The sequence below is a fragment of the Phytopseudomonas dryadis genome (assembly GCF_004327355.1).
In the GTDB taxonomy this organism is placed as follows: Bacteria; Pseudomonadota; Gammaproteobacteria; order Pseudomonadales; family Pseudomonadaceae; genus Aquipseudomonas; species Aquipseudomonas dryadis.
The window spans coordinates 1-18,504 of the sequence record NZ_QJUM01000016.1 but is presented as its reverse complement, the minus strand read 5'-3'; the positions used below and the strand labels follow the sequence as shown (position 1 = coordinate 18,504).

Here is an 18,504-nt window from a genome sequence, read left to right as displayed (position 1 = left end):
TTCTCCAACGCTGCCTGCGGTCCGCTACCGCAAAGGGAATTGCACATGAACAAGCATCTGCACCGAGTCATCTTCAACAAGGCACGCGGCCTGCTCATGGTGGTGGCGGAGAACGTTAGCAGCCAGGGCAAGTCCCCTGGCACACGCGAAGCACGCAGCGTCGGCACGGGCTGCACCGCCACCCTCGCGCCCCTGCGCTTTGCCATGATGGGCGCGCTGGGTCTGGTCAGCCTCGCGGCCACACCGGCCTGGGCCAACGGCATCGTCGCCGACCCCAATGCCCCGGGCGGCCAGCGTCCGAACGTGATGGAGAGCGCCAACGGCACGCCGCAGGTGAACATCGCCGCGCCCAGCGCCGCAGGCGTGTCGCGCAACACCTACAACCAGTTCGACGTGGATGGCCGCGGCGCGATCCTCAACAACTCGGCGACCAGCAGCCAGACCCAGCTCGGCGGCTGGATCGACGGCAACCCGAACCTCAACGGCAGCGCCCGGGTGATCCTCAACGAGGTCAACGCCAGCAACCCCAGCCAACTGCGCGGCTACGTGGAAGTGGCCGGGCGTCGCGCCGAGGTGATCATCGCCAACCCGGCGGGGATCACCTGCGATGGCTGCGGCTTCATCAACGCCGAGCGTTCCACCCTGACCACCGGCCGTGCGCAGATGGAAGACGGCCGCATCACCGGCTACCAGGTCGAGGGTGGCACCCTGAGCATCACCGGCAGGGGTCTGGACAGCCGTGACAGCGACTACACGGACCTGATCGCGCGCAGCGTGGAGATCAACGCTGGCATCTGGGCCAACGACCTCAAGGTCACCGCCGGACGCAACCAGGTCAGCGCCGACAATACCCAGGCCACCGCCCTTGCCGATGACGACAGCGACAAACCCGAGGTAGCCATCGACGTCGCCCAACTGGGCGGCATGTACGCCGGCAAGATCAAGCTGGTGGGCACCGAGGCCGGGGTCGGCGTACGCAATGCCGGGCAGATCGGCGCCATGGCCGGCGACGTGGTGATCGGCGCAGACGGCAAGCTGCAGAACCTGGGCACCATCAGCAGCAGCGGCGACACCCAGTTGGCCAGCACCCAGGCCATCGACAACGCTGGCAGCCTCTACGCCAAGGGTGATATGACCCTGAGCAGCCAGGCCGACATCGACAACAGCGGCGTGGTCGCCGCCCAGGGCGACACCCACCTGCAGGCCGAACGTGTACGCAGCGGGCGTGACTCGCTGCTCGCCGCCGGCATCGACGCTCAGGGCAACTCCAACGGTAGCGCCAACCTGGAAATCAACGCCCGTCAGGTGGCTGCCAATGGGCAGAACCATGCCAGCGGCAAGCTCGTGGTGCAGGGCGACAGCCTCGACCTCAGCCACAGCCGCACCCGGGCCGCCGACCTGCGCCTGAACGCCGGCAACGGCGACCTCGACCTCAGCGCCAGCCAGGTCGACAGCACCGGCGCCCTGCAGGCGAGCGCCAGCGGCACCCTGCGCAGCGATGCCGCCAAGGTCGGTGCCGAGCACCTGGCGCTGGCCGCCAATCGACTCTCCAACGTCGGCGGCGAACTGTTGCAGACCGGCACCACGGCCAGCACCCTGGAGGCCGTCGACAGCCTGGACAACAGCGCCGGACGCATCGCCAGCAACGCACAGACGCTCAACCTCAAGGCGCAGACCCTGAACAACCAGGGCGGCAAGGTCGAGCACGCCGGCGACGGTAGCCTGGCGCTGAGCGCGCAGCGTATCGACAGCACGGGCGGCAGCCTGCTGAGCAATGGCGAACTGCGCCTGAGCGCACAGCGGGCCGTACTCGCCGAAGGCCACAGCCAGGGGCGCCAGGTGCTGATCGACAGCCGCGAACTGGACAACCGCAACGGCACTCTTCTCGCCGTCGACGACGGCACGCTGGAAGTGCGCGATGCACAACGCCTCGACAACAGCGGCGGCACCATCGCCACCAGCGGCGAGGCCAGGCTGACGACCCAGGAGCTGTTCAACCAGGGCGGCGAACTGCTCGCCGGGCGCCTGCTGTCGCTCAACGCCGCCTACCTGCGCGGCAACGGTCGCGCCCTGAGCCTGGGCGACCTGCTCCTGCGTCAGCAAGGCGACATGAGCCTGGCCGGGCAGGTACAGGCCAACGGCAAGCTGGACGTCGAGGTGGGCGGTACCCTGAGCAACGCTGGCCAGTTGCAGGCCGGGCAGTCGCTGCTGCTGCGCAGCGCCGCGCTGGACAACGCCCGCGGCGCCGAGTTGAGCGCCAACCAGGTGGACCTGCGCGTCAACGGCCAACTGGTCAACCGCGGCCTGATCGATGGCCAGCAGGTGCGCGTGCAGGCCGACGCCCTGCACAATCTGGGTACCGGCCAGCTATACGGTGACCGACTGGCCGTCGCCAGCCGCCTGCTGGTCAATCGCGACGAGGCCGGCCGTGCCGCCACCCTCGCCGCCCGCGAGCGGCTGGACATCGGCAGCCAGACCCTGGAAAACCGCGAGCAGGCGCTGATCTTCAGCGCAGGGGACATGGCCATCGGCGGTACGCTGGACAGCGACGACCGCGCCAGCGGCCGTGCCGACCTGCTGAGCAACGCCAGCGCCACCATCGAGTCCCTCGGTAGCCTGGATCTCGTCGTGCGCGAATTGCGTAACACCAACGAACACTTCAGCACCACGCAGGTCGAGGTCAGTCGCGAGCAACTGCGGGACTATCAGATCAGCGGATCGCCCAACCGCTACCGCCCGGACGAGATATCCCTGCACAACAGCGAAGTCGACTACCTGACCACACCCGATGGCCAGCGCGACAACTTCAACCGCTACGACTACGAGCGCACCGTCAGCGAAACCCGCGTGCTCACTTCGGCGCCCGGGCAGATCCTGGCCGGCGGCAACCTGTCGTTCAGCGGCGACAGCCTGCTCAACGACAAGAGCCGCATCATCGCCGGCGGCCTGCTGCAGGTCGGCGCTGCCCAGGTGACCAACATTGAAGCCGACGGCCAGCGCGTCACCAACGATACCGGCACGGTCACCAACTTCTACCGCATCCAGCGCAAGGGCCGTGATCGCCAGGGCACCAACGTCACCGCCTACACACCGGCGCCGTTGATCCAGGACATCGACATCAGCCCCACCGAATTGCGCGGGCAAACGGCGGTAAACGGCAGCAATACACAGATCGCCACGCGCCACGACACCCAGGTGGATCCGGCCGTCGAGGTGCTGCTCGCCAATGGTCAGGACGTCGCCGATCTGGTGCGCAGCGGCGGCCTGAACCTGGCCCTGCCGAGCAACAATCTTTATCAGACCAACCCGGAGGGTACTCGCGGCTATCTGGTCGAAACCGATCCGCGCTTCGCCAGCTACCGGCAGTGGCTGTCGTCGGACTACATGCTCGAGCGCCTGCGCCTGGATCCGGCGCTGACACAGCTGCGCCTGGGTGATGGCTTCTACGAGCAGAAGCTGATCCGCGAGCAGATCGCCCTGCTTACCGGGCGGCGCTTCCTCGACGGCTACGCCGACGACGAGGCGCAGTACCGCGCCCTGCTCGACAACGCCGTGACCCTGGCCAGCGAATGGGATCTGGTGCCGGGCGTGGCCCTGACCGCCGAGCAGATGGCCCAGTTGACCAGCGACATCGTCTGGCTGGTGGAGCGCTCGGTGACTCTGGCCAACGGCGAATCGCGCAAGGTGCTGGTGCCTCAGGTCTACGTGCGGGTACGCGACGGCGACCTCAACGGCAACGGCGCGCTGATCGCCGGCCAGCAGCTCAAGCTCGACCTCTCCGGCGATCTGCTCAACAGCGGCAGCATCGGTGGGCGCAGCATCGTGGCGCTGACCGCGCAGAACATCGACAACCTCGGCGGGCGTATCCAGGCCGACCGCGCGCTGCTGACCGCCCGTGACGACCTGAACAACGTCGGTGGCCTGATCGGCGCCCGCGACGACCTGATGATCGAAGCCGGCAACGACGTCAACCTGAGTGCAGTGACCCGTGACAGCACCAGCGAGCAAGGCACGCGCACCAGCCTGTCACGCGTTGCCGGGCTGTTCGTCAGCGGCGACGCCGGCACCCTGCGGGTGAGTGCCGGCAACGACATCAACCTGAATGCGGCGCAGTTGCTCAACGCCGGCCAAGACGGCCTCACCCAACTACAGGCCGGGCGCGACCTGAACCTGGGCACCGTCAGCGAGAGCCACCAGCAGGCAGTTAGCTGGAACGCCAGCAACTGGCGCAACGAATCCAGCCTCGGCGAAGTGGGCAGCACGGTGCAGGGTACCGGCAATCTGCTCTTAAATGCCGGCCAGGACCTCAACGCCCGTGGCGCCACGGTGCGCAGCGAGCAGGGCCTGGTGCTGGCCGAGGCGGGTCGCGACATTCGCATCGACGCCGCCGAGCAGCAGCAGTTCGCCGACGAGGCACACCAGTTCAAGGGACGCAGCGGCCTGTTCTCAAGCAAGACCACCACCCTGCGTGACACGGTCGAGCGCACCCAGGCCGAGGGCAGTACCTTCAGCGCCGATCAGCTCTACCTGAACGCCGGGCGCGACATCGGCGTGCGCGGCAGCGATCTGGTTTCCACCCGGCAGACCCAGTTGCAGGGCGAACGCGACGTCGACCTGATGGCCGCCAGCGAGTACAACCAGGAGCGCCACGATCAGTCTGTGAAGAAGAGCGGCCTGTTCAGCGGCGGCGGCCTGTCGCTGACCATCGGCACGCAACGGCAGAATGTCAGCGACCGCAGCGATGGCCAGAGCGCCCGCGCCAGTACCCTTGGCAGCACGGCAGGCAACGTCATCATCGAGGCTGGCAACGCCTACCGACAGACCGGCAGCCAGGTCATGACACCAACCGGAGACGTCAACGTCCTGGCTCAGCAGATCGCCATCACCGAGGCCCGCGAAATCGGTCGCCAGGAGCAGGAGACCAAGTTCAGGCAGAGCGGCCTGTCGGTCGGCCTGAACGCGCCGGTGATCACCGCGCTGCAATCGACCCATCGCCTGGTCAAGGCCACCACCGAAGTCGAGGACGACCGCATGAAAGCCCTTGGCGGCGCCATGGCGGCGCTCACGGCCTACAACGCCGGTTCGGGTATTTCGGCAGCGGTCAAAGAGGGCGATCCGAGCAAGGCCGGTGGCTTCGGCATCAACATCTCCATCGGCAGCAGCAGCAGCCAGAGCAACACCACCTACACCGCCGACAATGCAGCCGGCTCCAGCATCCAGGCCGGTGGCGACGTCACCCTGGTGGCTGCCGGCGCGGGCGAGGACAGCAACATCCTGGTGCGAGGCAGCGAGATCGCCGCGGGCCGCGATGCCACGCTGATCGCCGACAACCGCATCGACCTCATCGCCGCGCAGAACCAGCTCGCCCGGCACAGCACCGAAAGCAGCCGCTCGGCCAGCCTCGGCGTGGGCCTCAACTTCGGCGGCCAGCAGAACGGCCTGACCTTCAATGCTGCGGTCTCCCGTGGCCGTGGCCAGGCCGATGGCGAGGACCTGATCCACCACAACAGCCTGGTCAGTGCCGGTGACACTGCCCTGCTGATCAGCGGCGGCGACACCAGCATCCGCGGTGCCCAGGTCACCGGCGCTAGCGTCAAGGCCCAGGTGGGCGGCGATCTGCTGGTCGAGAGCCTGCAGGACACCAGTACCTATGCCAGCCAGCAGAAGAACACCGGGGCCGGGCTGAGCCTGTGCATCCCGCCGTTCTGCGTCGGCACCCTGGTCAGCGGCAACCTCAGCCTGGCCAAGTCCAGGGCCAACGGCGACTACGCCAGCGTGGTCGAGCAGAGCGGCATCCGTGCCGGCGACGGCGGCTTCGACCTCAAGGTGCAGGGCAACACCGACCTCAAGGGCGCGGTCATCGCCAGCACCCAGGCGGCCATCGACGCCGGTACCAACCGCCTGGTGACCGGCACCCTGACCACCAGCGACCTGGAGAACCGCGCCAGTGCCAGCGCCCGCAGCAACGGCATCGACCTCAGCAGCGGCATGCTCACCCAGGGCAAGTACGGCTTGAGCAAGGCGGTTATCGGTACAGCGCTGAACAATGGCGATGCCCGTGACGGCGACAGCGGTCGGACACTTGCGGCCATCAGCGCGGGCAGCATCGAGATTCGCGACGAGCAGGAACAGCTCGACAAGACCGGGCAAAGCGCCGAACAGGCCATCGCCCTGCTCAACCGCGACGTGGCCGGCAGCCACAACGGCGTCGAGCGCCTCGATCCCAAGGAGCTGGAAAAACAGGCCGAGGCCGAACGCATCATCAAGAATGCCGTGGCAGTGGAAGCCTTCAAGTTCAGCGACGACGCCTACCGCACCATGTTCGTCAAGGAACACCCGATGTACGAGGTGATGCTGGATAAAGACGGCAAGGTCATGATGGAGAATAAAAAGCCCGTACTGCGCCTGCTTAGCGATGAAGAGAAGCTCGCGCTCAAAGCTGGTCCGGACGGACGGGTTCGTATCGGTGTAAACGGCATCTTCAACGACGCCGATGCCGCCGCCATCTACGCTGCGCAGCACAACAGCAGCGGCGGCGGCCCGCTGTACATCGTGTCCTTCCCAAAAACCTCCAGCACAGTGGCCGAGCTGATGGTGGCGGGTTACCAGAAACACCTGGAGAACGAGTTCTGGGGGCTGAGCAATTCCACGGCGGAAATCACCGAGCTGCTCAAGCACTATGGCACCCAGGGCCTGGAGCTGGACGCCCATAGCCGTGGCTCGATGACTGTCGGTAACGCCTTGGAGGTTCTGACGAGCAACAATGCCGCGCCTGGCACCCTGAGCGAAACCTACCTGAAGTTCTTTGGCCCCGCTTACAACGCCGAAAAGGCCGCCGGCCTGCTTTACCAGCTCAGTGGCGGCATGCAAGACAGCGTCAGCCTGGAAAACCACCGCGACGACTTCGTCGGCTCTATCATCGGCGGCAATCCCGCCACCTTTGACCAGGTCGGCACCGGCAGCACCAAGGTCAAGGAATGGCTGAACATGTTCAGTGGTTCGGCAACCGTGCACAGTTGCTATGGCAATGGCGGTGGCAAGGATGGCTGCGGTAACTACGGCAAGCCCAATACCGTCATCATCAAGGCGAGCCCCTAAGCATGCGCACCCTGTCCCTGATCCTGCTGCTGGCAACCAGCCTGTCTGCCTGCTACGCGAACCCGCCCTTTCAGCCGCCACCATTCAACTTCGAGATTTGGCAAAAGCCGGGCGCCTCGATCCTACAGGTCAAGAAGGCCCTGCTGGAATGCGGTGCGCCCCATCCGCAGGATGACGAGCGCCCGGCCAACCAGCGGGCCGAGACCCAAAATTGCCTGATCGCTGCCGGGTACAGGATGCCGAAGCAGTACCCTAGCCAGTGTACGCTTCAGCCCGACCTTCCCACCTGTCAATCCGGCGTAATACCGCCTTCGCCCAGTGCCGAACGCCGGCTGAACAGCGACTACTGCCGAGCCGGGCGGGATATGCAATTTTGCCGCCGCACAGTGAGCAACCCATCCGCCTGTACGGCAGGGCCGGTCGTGCCTGAATGCCTGCCGTGAACCTGATCAGCGACTACACCGGACGCTCTCGAGCATTGCCGCCACGCTGAGCGGCGGGTACAAGCAGACATTGCAGTTTGCGTGAGAGGGGCCGGACGGCGATCCGCTTTAGCCGCGATTGAGCCGTCAAGGGCGCGAAGAGTTCGCGGCTGAAGCCCCTCCCACAATCCAGGGCCTCATCCACAAATGGCCGTAGCCCCCATTACGATTGCCCCGTTCGCCGCCTCGGGCACATCGACCACCCTGACCGGCACATGACCGTTGACGCGACCTCAGGGCTGGTTCGGCTTCAGCGCACCACAATCGGCCGACACCCAGCGCGCCTCCGACTCCATGCTGCCGTGCTGACGGCCGGCACCATTGTCGAATTCGCCGCTGACCTGAGAGGTGAAGGACTTGTCGTCGAGGAAATGCGCCTCGCCCTGCCCCTGACCCTGCGGGCAGGTGAAATTGAACACCCAGCGGTCATCGCTGCGCGAGGTGATCTGCTGGCGGCAGTTGGGGTCCTGCAAGGGGATGTTCTGGGCATCGATCTGCGCCTGGCTGATGCAGTACTGCACGCCCTTGCTGCCCAACTGGATGCCCTGGCCGGCCATCGCCTTCTCCATCATCTCGCGCTGCGCCGGGGGCAGGTTCCTGAACTGCTGCAACATCACCTCCATGCTCGGCAGCGCCTGCCCGCCCAGTTGCATGTTCTTCGAGGTGATTTCCCACAGGCCGGGCTGGATCTGCTGCTGGGCGCTGGCCAGCAGCGGCAACAGCAGCAGACAACAAGGCAGAAACTTCAAACTGGACATAGGCATGCAAAGGCTCCGTTCAGTGACCGCGACTCGACTCGCCTGAAGTTGGACAGCGAAGCCGCCGAGATGTCGCTGCGAAGTGTCGCTGTCAGTCGCCCTGTTCCTGACGATAGAGCTGCAACCCCCGCGCCCGGTAGTTGCCCAGGGCGCTGGGATGATCGAGGCTGCAGGTATGCACCCACACCCTTCGCGTGCCCGGCCAGGCCCAGGCGGACTGCAGCGCGTGGCTCAGCAGCGGGCCGCCGAAGCCCTTGCCGAAGAAGGCCTCGACCAGGCCGAAGTAGAGGATTTCCACAGCGCCTGCAGCATCCCGCTGCAGCTCGTAGTAACCGGCGATGGCGCCCTGGTGATAGGCCACCCAGGTGCGGTGGTTGTCCTGCTCGACCAGTTCGCACCACTGCTCATCCGACCACGCCAGCTTGTCCGTCCAGCCCCAGGGACCACCCACCAGTTGGTAGAGAAAGCGGTTGAGCGGGAACTGCTTGATCCGGCACTCGACGACCTGCAGGTCGCCAGGCAGCGGCTTGCCGCGCAGCTGCTCGGGGCTGTGCATCTCGAGGTAATAGGTGATGGTGCCGCCGTGCTCGCTCATGTCGTATCCGTGCTCGTCAGGGGCCGCCTGGCCCGCGCAAAGCCCGCAGGCTAAAAGAAACGGCATCTATCCGGCAATCCCGTGGGCACGCTGTCACTGTGTTCCCACCTCCGAAAGCCACGAGATGGACCCGGATCTGACGCCTGAAACTTTCATTTGGACGAAGGCAAACTTTCATTTGGACGCGCCCGGCAAACGGCATCCAGCATTTACATTTGGCGCAAAAGTATCCTGCCGCTTGGCGCGGTAACCCTTTCATCCACAACGGTGCTTATTTACCCTCTGCAACCCCTACAGGCTCCGCAACCGCCATCACCATGAACGATACCCCCCAGCAAAAAGCCCCCAATACCTGGCGCGTGCACCTGGCACAGGTAATGGAAGGCAAACCGGTTCAGCGCCTGATCACCGTGCTGATCCTGATCAACGCGGCCATTCTCGGCCTGCTCACCTCGGCGCAGATCGTCGCCGAATGGGGCTGGCTGCTGTTGCCGCTGGACATGTTCATTCTCGCCGTGTTCGTGATCGAGCTGGCGCTGCGCTTCGTTGCACGCGGCCCCGGCCTGCTGCGCGACCCGTGGGCGGTGTTCGACTGCATCGTGGTGGGCATCGCTCTGGTGCCGGCCAGCGGGCCCTTCAGCGTGTTGCGCGCCTTGCGCGTACTGCGGGTGCTGCGCCTGGTGTCGATCAACCCGAGCATGCGCAAGGTAGTGCAGGCGCTGCTCGCCTCGCTGCCGGGCATGGGCAGCATCGTCATGCTCATGCTGCTGGTGGTCTACGTCTCGGCGGTGATGGCCACCCAGCTGTTCGGCGAGCGCTTTCCCGAATGGTTCGGCTCGCTGACCGCCAGCCTGTATTCGCTGTTCCAGATGATGACCCTGGACAGCTGGTCCAGCGGTACGGTGCGGCCGATCATGGAGGTGTATCCGCTGGCCTGGCTGTTCTTCATCCCATACGTGCTGATCGCCACCTTCATGATGCTCAACCTGTTCATCGCGGTGATCGTCAACGCCATGCAGGACGCACAGGGCCCCGACGCCGAAGCGGAGGCACGGGTACAGCGCGAGCAGATGATCCTCGAGGAGCTCAGGGCCTTGAGGGCAGAGTTGGCGGAGATGCGCCGCAGGTCCTGATCAGCGGACGGCCGATTAGGAGCGCTGGAGGCTGGAGGCTGAACGACAAGCAAACCGCATAGGCTCTTTCGTCCAGCTTTCCAGCCTCAAGCGTTTTTGATCGAAGGCCGAAGGCCGCTACCGCCTTTCAGTCGCCCGCCAACTCGCAGCTCCATAACTCCACGGCTGGCTGACTCGCCTTCGGCGGGCCGAGCCAGCTGCTCAGGGGTTGGCAGCCCTGTTCGAGGCACAGCTGGTAGTCCCCGGCCTCGGGCGTGCGCCCCAGACGCAGGGGTTGCAGCGGCGGCAGTTCGCGCCGGTAGTACCAGGCGCCGTTGCGCAACTGGGCGCCGCTGGGGATCTCCATCCCGGCGCCCGTGCCGCGAACCCGCGCCTCGCCGAGCTGCAGCCCTTTGGCGTCGACCCGGTAATCCTCTTCCCAGCGGATCTTCTCGATACTGTGCGTCCAGGCCAGGGTGAAGGTCGCTGTGGGCACTTGCGCCCACACCGCCCCGGCCAGGCCCAGGCACAGGCCGATCACGCGGCGGCCAACGTGCGGCGGCGAACGCGCCAGACATGCTGGGCGATCAGCAGGATGCCGATGGCATAGCCCGCCTCATCGGTCCACGGCATTGCCAGCACCAGGCTGAAACCGGCGATGAACGCCACCAGTCGCTCCCACCAGGCCATTGGTGCGCTGTAGTAGCCGACCACGGCGATGCCCCACAGACCCACGGCGAACATCGCCTTGATCACCATGTAGATCGTCGCAGTCCAGCTGTCGCCCTGCATCATCAGCGCCGGGTCGTAGACCGCCATGAACGGCACGATGAAACCGGCGATGGCCACGCGCACCGCCACCAGGCTGATCTTCATGCCGTTTTCCTTGGCGATCGGCGCCGCGGCGAAGCAGGCCAGGGCCACCGGCGGCGTCAGGTCGGCCATCAGGCCGAAGTAGAAGACGAACATGTGCGAGACGATCAGCGGCACGCCCAGGTCCAGCAGCGCCGGCGCGGCGATGGCGCTGGTGATGATGTAGTTGGGGATGGTCGGGATGCCCATGCCGAGGATCAGGCAGGTGATCATCGTCAGCACCAGCGAGAGGAACAGGTTGTCCTGGCCCACGGCGAGGATGTAGCCGGCGAAGGTGGTGGCGATGCCGGTCAGCGAGACGATGCCGATGATCACCCCGACCAGGGCGCAGGCGATGCCCACCGGCACCGCGTGGCGGGCGCCTTCGGCCAGGGCGAAGACGCAGGCGCGCAGGGTTTCGCGACCGCCCTTGATGAACCAGCAGGTCGCCACCAGCACCGCGATGACGCCGAAGATCACCCCGATGCCGAGCTGGAAGAAGCCGGCGCAGAGCACCCCCAGCGCCACCCAGAAGGCCATGCGCAACCAGAACGAATCGAAGCGCAGGATGATCGCCGAGCCGAGAATGACGATGGCGGTCAGCGCCAGGCCCACGGTGCCGGAGAACATCGGCGTGAAGCCGGAGAACAGCAGGTACACCAGCACCACCAGCGGGATCAGCAGGAACCAGCGCTTCTTCACCGCCTCCCAGACGCTCGGGCACTGGTCTTTCGGCAGGCCCTTGAGGTTGTGCTTCATGGCCTCCAGGTGAACCATCCAGAAGATCGAGCCGAAGTACAGGCAGGCCGGGATCAGCGCCGCCTTGGCCACCTCGACGAAGGGCACGTTGATGGTCTCGGCCATGATGAAGGCCACCGCACCCATCACCGGCGGCATGATCTGGCTGCCCATGCTGGCGGTGGCCTCGATGCCGCCGGCGAAGGCCGCCTTGTAGCCGAAGCGTTTCATCAGCGGGATGGTGAACTGGCCGGTGGTGACCACGTTGGCCACGCCGGAGCCGGTAATGGTGCCCATCAGCACCGAGGACACCACCGAGACCTTGGCCGGGCCGCCGGTGCGGTGGCCGAACATGCCCATGGCGAAATCGGTGAACAACCTGATCATCCCGGCCTGCTCGAGGAAGGCGCCGAACAGGATGAACAGGAAGATGTAGGTGGCCGAGACATAGGTCGGCGTGCCGTAGAAGCCCTCGGTGCCGAAGGCCAGCTGGTTGATGATCTGGTCGAAGCCGTAGCCACGGTGGGCCAGGTCGCCGGGCATGTATTCGCCGAACAGGCCATAGGCGAGAAAGGCCCCGCAGACGATCGGCAGGGCGATGCCCATGACCCGCCGCGCCGCCTCGAAGATCAGCACCATCAGGACGATGCCGACGACCATGTCGGCCGTGCTCAGATCCCCCGAGCGCTGGACCAGATCGGCCTCGAAGATCCACTGGTAGGCGAAGGTGGCCATGCCGGCCAGGCCCAGCAGCCAGGCCAGGGGCTGCCACGGACGCGACTTGCCAGCGAGCGGGTAGCACAGATAGACCATCAGCAGCAGGAAGCCGATATGCCCGGCGCGCAGCACCTGGCTGGAGACCGGGTGAAAAGCCGCGGTGATGATCTGGTAGGTCGAGAACAGCAGGGCGACGTAGAACAACGTCCGCGGCCATTCGTTGGGGCTGCTGTTGAGCCCTTGATGTTCACTCATGATGGTCGTGCCTCAGGCAAGAGGGATACGGTTTCGTCGGGTGGGTCAGGCGCCTGTAACCGGCTGCACGAACACTGCGATCACGACTGCGCCGTAACCCACCACTGATGCCACGCCGACTAGCGCTTGGTGGGTTACGCGACGCGCCATGACTGCGTCCGGCGTCGCTAGCCTGCGCGGCCCGACCCGCCCTACGGTTCGGCATTCACTGCAGAACGCCGGCTTCCTTGTAGAAGCGCTCGGCACCGGGGTGCAGAGGGATCGGCAGGCCTTCGGTGGCGTTTTCCAGCTGGATGTCCTTGGCCGCCGAGTGCGAGTTGGCCAGGCGCGGCAGGTTGTCGAACATCAGCTTGGTCATCTGGTAGGCGATTTCGTCGTCGACGCCTTCATGGCTGACCAGGATGTTGATGATCGCGGCGGTCGGCACGTCCTCGACCTGACCGTCATAGGTGTTGGCCGGAATGACCATCGGCTGGTAGGCGCTGCTGCCGATCTTGGCCACCACCTCTTCGGGGATCGCCACGAAGGTGATCGGCACCATCGAGGCCAGGTCGCGGATCGCCGCCATGCCCAGGCCCGAGGACTGCAGGGTGGCGTCCAGCTGGCGGTTCTTGATCAGCTCGACCGACTCGGCATAAGGCATGAATTCGACGCGGCCCATGTCCTTGTAGGTCAGGCCGGCGGCCTTGAAGATCGCCCGCGCGTTGAGCTCGGTGCCGGACTTCGGCGCACCGACCGAGATGCGCTTGCCCTTGAGGTCTTCCAGGGTCTTGATCCCGGACTCCTTGCTGGCGACGATCTGGATGTAGTTCGGGTAGGTGGCGGCGATGGCCCGCAGTTTCTTCAGCGGCGCCTTGAAGCCGGCATCCTCGACGCCGTTCCAGGCATCGTCCACCGAATCGCCGAGGGCGAAGGCCAGTTCACCGCGGCCGGCCTGCAGCAGGTTGAGGTTCTCCACCGAGGCCTTGGTCGCCTGTACCGAGGTCTTGGCGCCGGGGATGCCGTTGCCGTAGAGCTGCGACAGCGCCACGCCGATCGGGTAATAGACCCCGCTGGTGCCACCGGTGAGCACGTTGATGAAGGTCGGCGCGGCGAGCACCGCGGTACTGGCAGTGAAGGCCGCGGCGGCGGCGAAGAGGCTGAAGCGCTTGGTCAGTCGCATGGGATATCTCCGTGATTGTTCTTATGCAGAGAGGGCGCTCGGACAGGAGGACACCCGGCATGACGGAGAAAGACAGGGATCGCCCACAGCAGTGGGCTGCGCGGGACGAACCCGCGGGGGCATGGCGCTTCATGGACGACCTCTTGTCTTTCTTATGGTCACCGGCGCATCGAGCGACGGTTGCAAGGGTTCCATAGCAGATGCCGTGCCAGCGCGGGAAACCCCCTGCCCAGGGCGGCCCGGGCATTTCCAGCGGTCTGAAACCAGCGAAACACCGCCGATTGGCGGGGCATCGACCGGCAAGATTCCGCTTATTCGTACCCAGTCGGACGGTAGCCGCTCCGAAAACGCCTCAGCCGCGGCGCTCGCAATGTCGCGACTGCCATCGCGACACAGGCGGAGCATGGCAAGCTACGGGGTCCGTGCCGAACCTCCTTTTCGTGTAGCTCGGGTCGAGCGCAGCGACACCCGGGACAGGGCAACCTGGGTATCGCTGCGCTCGACCCAGGCTACGACCTCGGTTCGGGCGGACAACGGCGCAGCCAGAAGCGGCCGAGGCGTGCACCGGACCATGTCTTTTATGAGCCTGATGGCATAATATGCCATCGCCCTATGAGTTGGAGCACAGCAGATGTCCACCAGAAACGTCGTCCTACCGGAACCGCTGGAACAGGGTATCGAGAACCTGGTGACCGCAGGTCGCTACCAGAACGCCAGCGAAGTGATTCGCGCAGGTCTTCGCCTTCTGTTGCAGCAAGAGGCTGAAGAAGCCGCCAAGGTGGAAGCCCTCAGAAATGCCACCTCTCGCGCAATCATGCAGCTGGAAAGCGGCCAATTCGACCTCGTCAACAGCGAGAACCTGGAGCAGTACCTCGAGGCGCTCGGCCAGCAGGCCGATGACAGGCCCTGAGCATGGCCCAGTACCGAATCACCCATGCTGCCCGTGACGACATCGTCGACGCGCTTGGCTACACCCAGGTCCAGTTCGGCCCGCAAGCCAGACGCCGCTACCAGAGCCTGATCCTGACGGCATTCGGATCGTTCGCAGAGCAGCCGGAGCGGATTGGCAGCCTGGCTCGAGACGAACTCGCCGAGGGTATTCGCAGCCTTCATCTTATCTACTGCCGTGGCAAGGCAGCCGGCGGCAGGATCGCTCGACCAAGGCACGTCGTGTTCTATCGACTCGGTGCGGATCAGGTGGTGGAGATCGTTCGCCTGCTGCATGAGGCAATGGAGGTCAAGCGGCATCTCCCGTCCAGAGGGGCATGACACCCGTTGGCGAAGCCGATCTCCTAGTCGTCGTCAGGACTGCCCGCCGGCCGATAATGGCTGCGCTGCAGGCCGTGGCGCTGCATCTTCTCGTTGAGGGTACGTCGCGGCAGCTGCAGCAACTCCATGGTCTGCAGGATGCTGCCCTGGCAGCGCAACAAGGCGTTGTGCAGGCACTGCGCCTCGAAGGCCTCCATCTGCTGCGCCAGCGCCTGGCCGCCGCTTTCCCAGGCCGAGGTGTCGAGGCCCAGGGCATGCCGTTCCGCGGCGTTGATCAGCTCGCGTACGTTGCCCGGCCAGTCATGGCCGAGCAGGCCGGCCAGCTCGGCCGGGCTCAGCGGGGTCAGCTCGCGTCCGTGACGGCTGGCGGCATCCAGGGCGAAGTGCTCGAACAGCAGCGGGATGTCTTCGCGCCGCTCGCGCAGCGGCGGTATCTGCAGGGTGGCGACATTCAGCCGATACAGCAGATCCTCGCGGAACCGCCCGGCCTTGACCTCGCCCTGCAGGTCCGGCTTGACCGCGCTGATGACCCGCAGGTCGACGCGGATGCTGCGGTTGGAACCCAGGCGCTCCAGGGTCTTCTCCTGCAGCACGCGCAGCAGCTTGACCTGCTGGGCCAGGGGCAGGCTTTCCACTTCGTCGAGAAACAGGGTGCCGCCATCGGCATGCTCGATGCGGCCGATACGCTTGCTCTGGGCGCCGGTGAAGGCGCCGGTCTCGTGACCGAACAGCTCGCTCTCGAACAGGTGCTCGGGGATCGCCGCGCAATTGAGCGCCACGAAGGGTTTGTCGGCACGCTCGCTGAAGTCGTGCAGGCAACGCGCCACGCGCTCCTTGCCACAACCGGTTTCGCCGCGGATGAGGATGTTCACCGAGGTGCCGGCCAGCTCCAGGATCTGCCGGCGCAAACGCTCCATGGGCCGCGATACGCCGAGCAGCTGCGCGGCGATATCGTCCTTGAGGGCGAACTGTTGCCGCAGCCGGCGGTTCTCGCAGACCAGGCGCCGCTTCTCCAGGGCACGGCGCACGGTGTCGAGCAGACGATCGGGGGTGAAGGGCTTCTCGATGAAGTCGTAGGCGCCCTGCTTCAGCGCCTGCACGGCCATGGGCACATCGCCATGGCCGGTGACCATGATCACCGGCAGATCGCGATCGCGCTCGATCAGCTTGGCGAGCAGTTGCAGGCCGTCGGTACCGGGCATGCGTACATCGCTGATCACCACGCCGGGAAAGTCGCGCTCGACCAGCGCCAGGGCCTGGGCCGCGTTGGCGCAGGTCTGCACGCTGAAACCGGACAACTCCAGCCATTGCTGCACGGCTTCGCGAATCGCCGCTTCGTCATCGACCACTATGACCTGACCGTCCATACCACCTCCTGATTCGACGACGCAGTGTAACGTCAGGTTGTTTTCCCGGGGTAAGTCGGTGGCACAGGCCCGCCACCTGTCCGGCAAGGAACGGGCCACGGCATAGCCGCCCCAGGGCTCGGGCCCCTCTTTCAGAGCCTGGGCAGGCGCAGGGTGAACACGGCGCCATTGGCACCGTTGGCGGCCTCCAGGCTGCCGCCCAGGTCACGCACGATGCCATAGGAGATCGCCAGGCCGAGGCCCAGCCCCTCGCCCACCGGCTTGGTGGTGAAGAAGGGCTCGAAGACATGGGCCAGGTGTTCCTCGGGGATACCGCCGCCACTGTCGCTGACCCGCAGCAGGCAACTGTCGCCCTGCACCTCGATCAGCACGCCGAGCACCCGCGTGGGGCTGTCGAGCATGGCGTCCAGGGCATTGTTCAACAAGTTGAGCAGCACCTGTTCCAGGCGGATCGCGTCACCGCTGACCCGGGCTTCGCCGCGTATCTCGCGGCGCAGTTCGACCTGCTCGCTGCGCAGACGCGGTGCCAGCAGTTGCAAGGCCTGCTCCAGCACATCGCTGAGCAGCAGACGTTCGCACAGGCCGCCCGGGCTCTTGCGGGCGAAGGTCTTCAGGTGCCCGGTCAAGCCGGCCATGCGCTGCAACAGTCCGTCGATGCGCTGCATGCCTTCGCGCACGGCATCCTCACGGCCGCTGTCGAGCAGCAGGCCAAGGCTGCCCAGGTGCATCTGGATGGCGGTCAGCGGCTGGTTGATCTCGTGGGCCATGGCCGCCGACATCTGCCCCAGCGCCGCCATCTTCGCCGCATGCACCAGGCCTTCCTGGGCCTCGCGCAGCTCGGCGGTGCGCAGCGTCACCTCACGCTCCAGATTTTCCCGGATGCTGGCCTGCAAACGCTGATTCTTGTGCCGCTGCAACAGGAACAGCACGAGGAACACCAGGGTCAGCCAGACCCCGCCGGCCGCCAGGCGATAGCTGCGCGCGGTGCTGCCGAGGCTGTTTTCCTCGATCAGCAAATGCAGCGTCCAGGCCTCGCTGGGCAGTTCCAGGCGCTGCCACAGGTACGCCTGGCGCCCGTCGGGGCCGTCGATGTGCATCCAGTCGGCATCGCCGTCGAAGTGGCGCCCCGGCTGTTTGGGCAAGGTCTGCAGCGAGCGTTCGGCGTACTTGCGCACCTCCACCAGTTCGGCGTGATCGAGCTCGTCGAGCTCTTCCAGGGCGCGGAAACGCCAGGCCGGGCGGCTGCTGAGAATCACCACGCCATAGCTGTCGGCCACCAGCAGCACGCCGGGCTGGCCGACCCACTCGCGCTGCAGCTCCTCCAGTTCGAGCTTGACCACCAGCACGCCGATCACCGTGCCGTCATCGTCGTACACGGCGTGGGAAAGAAAATAGCCCGGCACGCCGGTAGTCACGCCCACGGCGAAATAGCGGCCGGCAGTGCGGTGCAGGGCATCCTGGAAATACGGACGGAAACCATAGTTGCTGCCGACGAAACTGCTCCACTCCTGCCAGTTGCTGGCCGCCAGGGTCACGCCCTGGGGGTCGATCAGGTAGAGCACGCTGGAACCGGCGGCGACATTGAGCTGTTCGAGGCGGCGATTGAGCTTGTCGCGCAATTGCGGGTCCTCCGGCGCCAGCAGCAGGGACTGGATATCGCCGTCCATGGACAGCAACTGCGGCACCGAGCGGTAGCGGTCGACCAGGGTCTGGATAGACTGGGCGTAAAGCTGCAACTGGCCATGGGCTTCGTGGCTGCGCTCCGCCCAGGCGCGCTGCTCGGCATAGCGGCCGCCCAGCCAGAGGCTGACCGCCAGGCCGAGGACGACCAGCAGCACGATGGCGACGATGCGGTAACGCGACAGCAGGCTGGACATGCACGACTCGGGTCATGGCGATGGCGGCATGGTAGCTTGAAAGAAGCGGCAAGCCCCAGCGCCATGGCTGCCATCGTTATCGCCCCGAGGTCGGGGCTCCTTGTATGTTGAGCTTATCTGTCAACAACCATGACGGAAGCAGTTACCGGGGAGGCCGTTCGCTCCTGGAGGCACCTTGCGTGACCTCGCCTGTAGAGTGGCCCCCCGCCTCATTACCACTAC

Annotated in this window: 12 protein-coding genes; 5 read left to right on the top strand and 7 right to left on the bottom strand. The window is 65.7% G+C overall.

Translation table 11 applies throughout. From position 1 onward, the window contains the following. The first annotated feature begins 45 nt into the window (after positions 1-45). Complete coding sequence (locus DNK34_RS14485; protein WP_131175736.1) at positions 46-7,098, top strand: two-partner secretion domain-containing protein; 7,053 nt, start codon at positions 46-48, stop codon at positions 7,096-7,098. Positions 7,099-7,100: 2 nt separating this feature from the next. Further along, positions 7,101-7,541: a hypothetical protein gene (locus DNK34_RS14480; protein WP_131175735.1), complete on the top strand. Its 441-nt coding sequence runs from the start codon at positions 7,101-7,103 to the stop codon at positions 7,539-7,541. Positions 7,542-7,813: 272 nt separating this feature from the next. Here the strand turns inward: DNK34_RS14480 and DNK34_RS14475 are convergent, their stop codons facing one another. Together DNK34_RS14475 and DNK34_RS14470 are read right to left on the bottom strand one after the other, a co-directional pair. Further along, positions 7,814-8,344, bottom strand: a complete 531-nt coding sequence (locus tag DNK34_RS14475) for a DUF3617 domain-containing protein (RefSeq protein ID WP_131175734.1) — start codon at positions 8,342-8,344, stop codon at positions 7,814-7,816. Between the two features lie 85 nt (positions 8,345-8,429). After that, a complete protein-coding gene (locus tag DNK34_RS14470) occupies positions 8,430-8,933 on the bottom strand; it encodes a GNAT family N-acetyltransferase (protein WP_131175733.1) in 504 nt (167 codons plus the stop codon). 317 nt (positions 8,934-9,250) lie between these two features. On the opposite strand from DNK34_RS14470, the gene DNK34_RS14465 reads away from it, so the two are divergent. Next, entirely contained in the window at positions 9,251-10,066 is an 816-nt protein-coding gene (locus DNK34_RS14465) for an ion transporter (protein ID WP_131175732.1), read from the top strand. A gap of 127 nt (positions 10,067-10,193) precedes the next feature. On the opposite strand, the gene DNK34_RS14460 is transcribed toward DNK34_RS14465, so the two are convergent. The 3 genes from DNK34_RS14460 to DNK34_RS14450 all read right to left on the bottom strand — a co-directional run bounded on the left by DNK34_RS14460 (position 10,194) and on the right by DNK34_RS14450 (position 13,769). Next, a complete protein-coding gene (locus DNK34_RS14460) occupies positions 10,194-10,586 on the bottom strand; it encodes a DUF1850 domain-containing protein (protein ID WP_131175731.1) in 393 nt (130 codons plus the stop codon). Continuing rightward, on the bottom strand, positions 10,583-12,607 hold the full coding sequence (locus tag DNK34_RS14455; protein WP_131175730.1) for a TRAP transporter permease: 2,025 nt from the start codon (positions 12,605-12,607) through the stop codon (positions 10,583-10,585). Before DNK34_RS14455 ends, DNK34_RS14460 begins: the two co-directional genes overlap by 4 nt. Positions 12,608-12,812: 205 nt before the next feature. Next, entirely contained in the window at positions 12,813-13,769 is a 957-nt protein-coding gene (locus tag DNK34_RS14450; protein ID WP_131175729.1) for a TAXI family TRAP transporter solute-binding subunit, read from the bottom strand. 631 nt (positions 13,770-14,400) lie between these two features. On the opposite strand from DNK34_RS14450, the gene DNK34_RS14445 reads away from it, so the two are divergent. Together DNK34_RS14445 and DNK34_RS14440 are read left to right on the top strand one after the other, a co-directional pair. Continuing rightward, complete coding sequence (locus DNK34_RS14445) at positions 14,401-14,679, top strand: type II toxin-antitoxin system ParD family antitoxin (protein WP_131175728.1); 279 nt, start codon at positions 14,401-14,403, stop codon at positions 14,677-14,679. A 2-nt stretch (positions 14,680-14,681) separates the two neighbouring features. Continuing rightward, on the top strand, positions 14,682-15,038 hold the full coding sequence (locus tag DNK34_RS14440) for a type II toxin-antitoxin system RelE/ParE family toxin (protein ID WP_131175727.1): 357 nt from the start codon (positions 14,682-14,684) through the stop codon (positions 15,036-15,038). 23 nt (positions 15,039-15,061) lie between these two features. Here the strand turns inward: DNK34_RS14440 and DNK34_RS14435 are convergent, their stop codons facing one another. Further along, positions 15,062-16,405 carry a sigma-54-dependent transcriptional regulator gene (locus DNK34_RS14435; RefSeq protein ID WP_131175726.1) on the bottom strand — a complete coding sequence of 448 codons (1,344 nt, stop codon included), beginning with the start codon at positions 16,403-16,405 and terminating at the stop codon, positions 15,062-15,064. A gap of 131 nt (positions 16,406-16,536) precedes the next feature. Continuing rightward, positions 16,537-18,282, bottom strand: coding sequence for a sensor histidine kinase (locus DNK34_RS14430; protein WP_131175725.1), 1,746 nt, complete (start codon positions 18,280-18,282; stop codon positions 16,537-16,539). Positions 18,283-18,504: the final 222 nt, after the last annotated feature.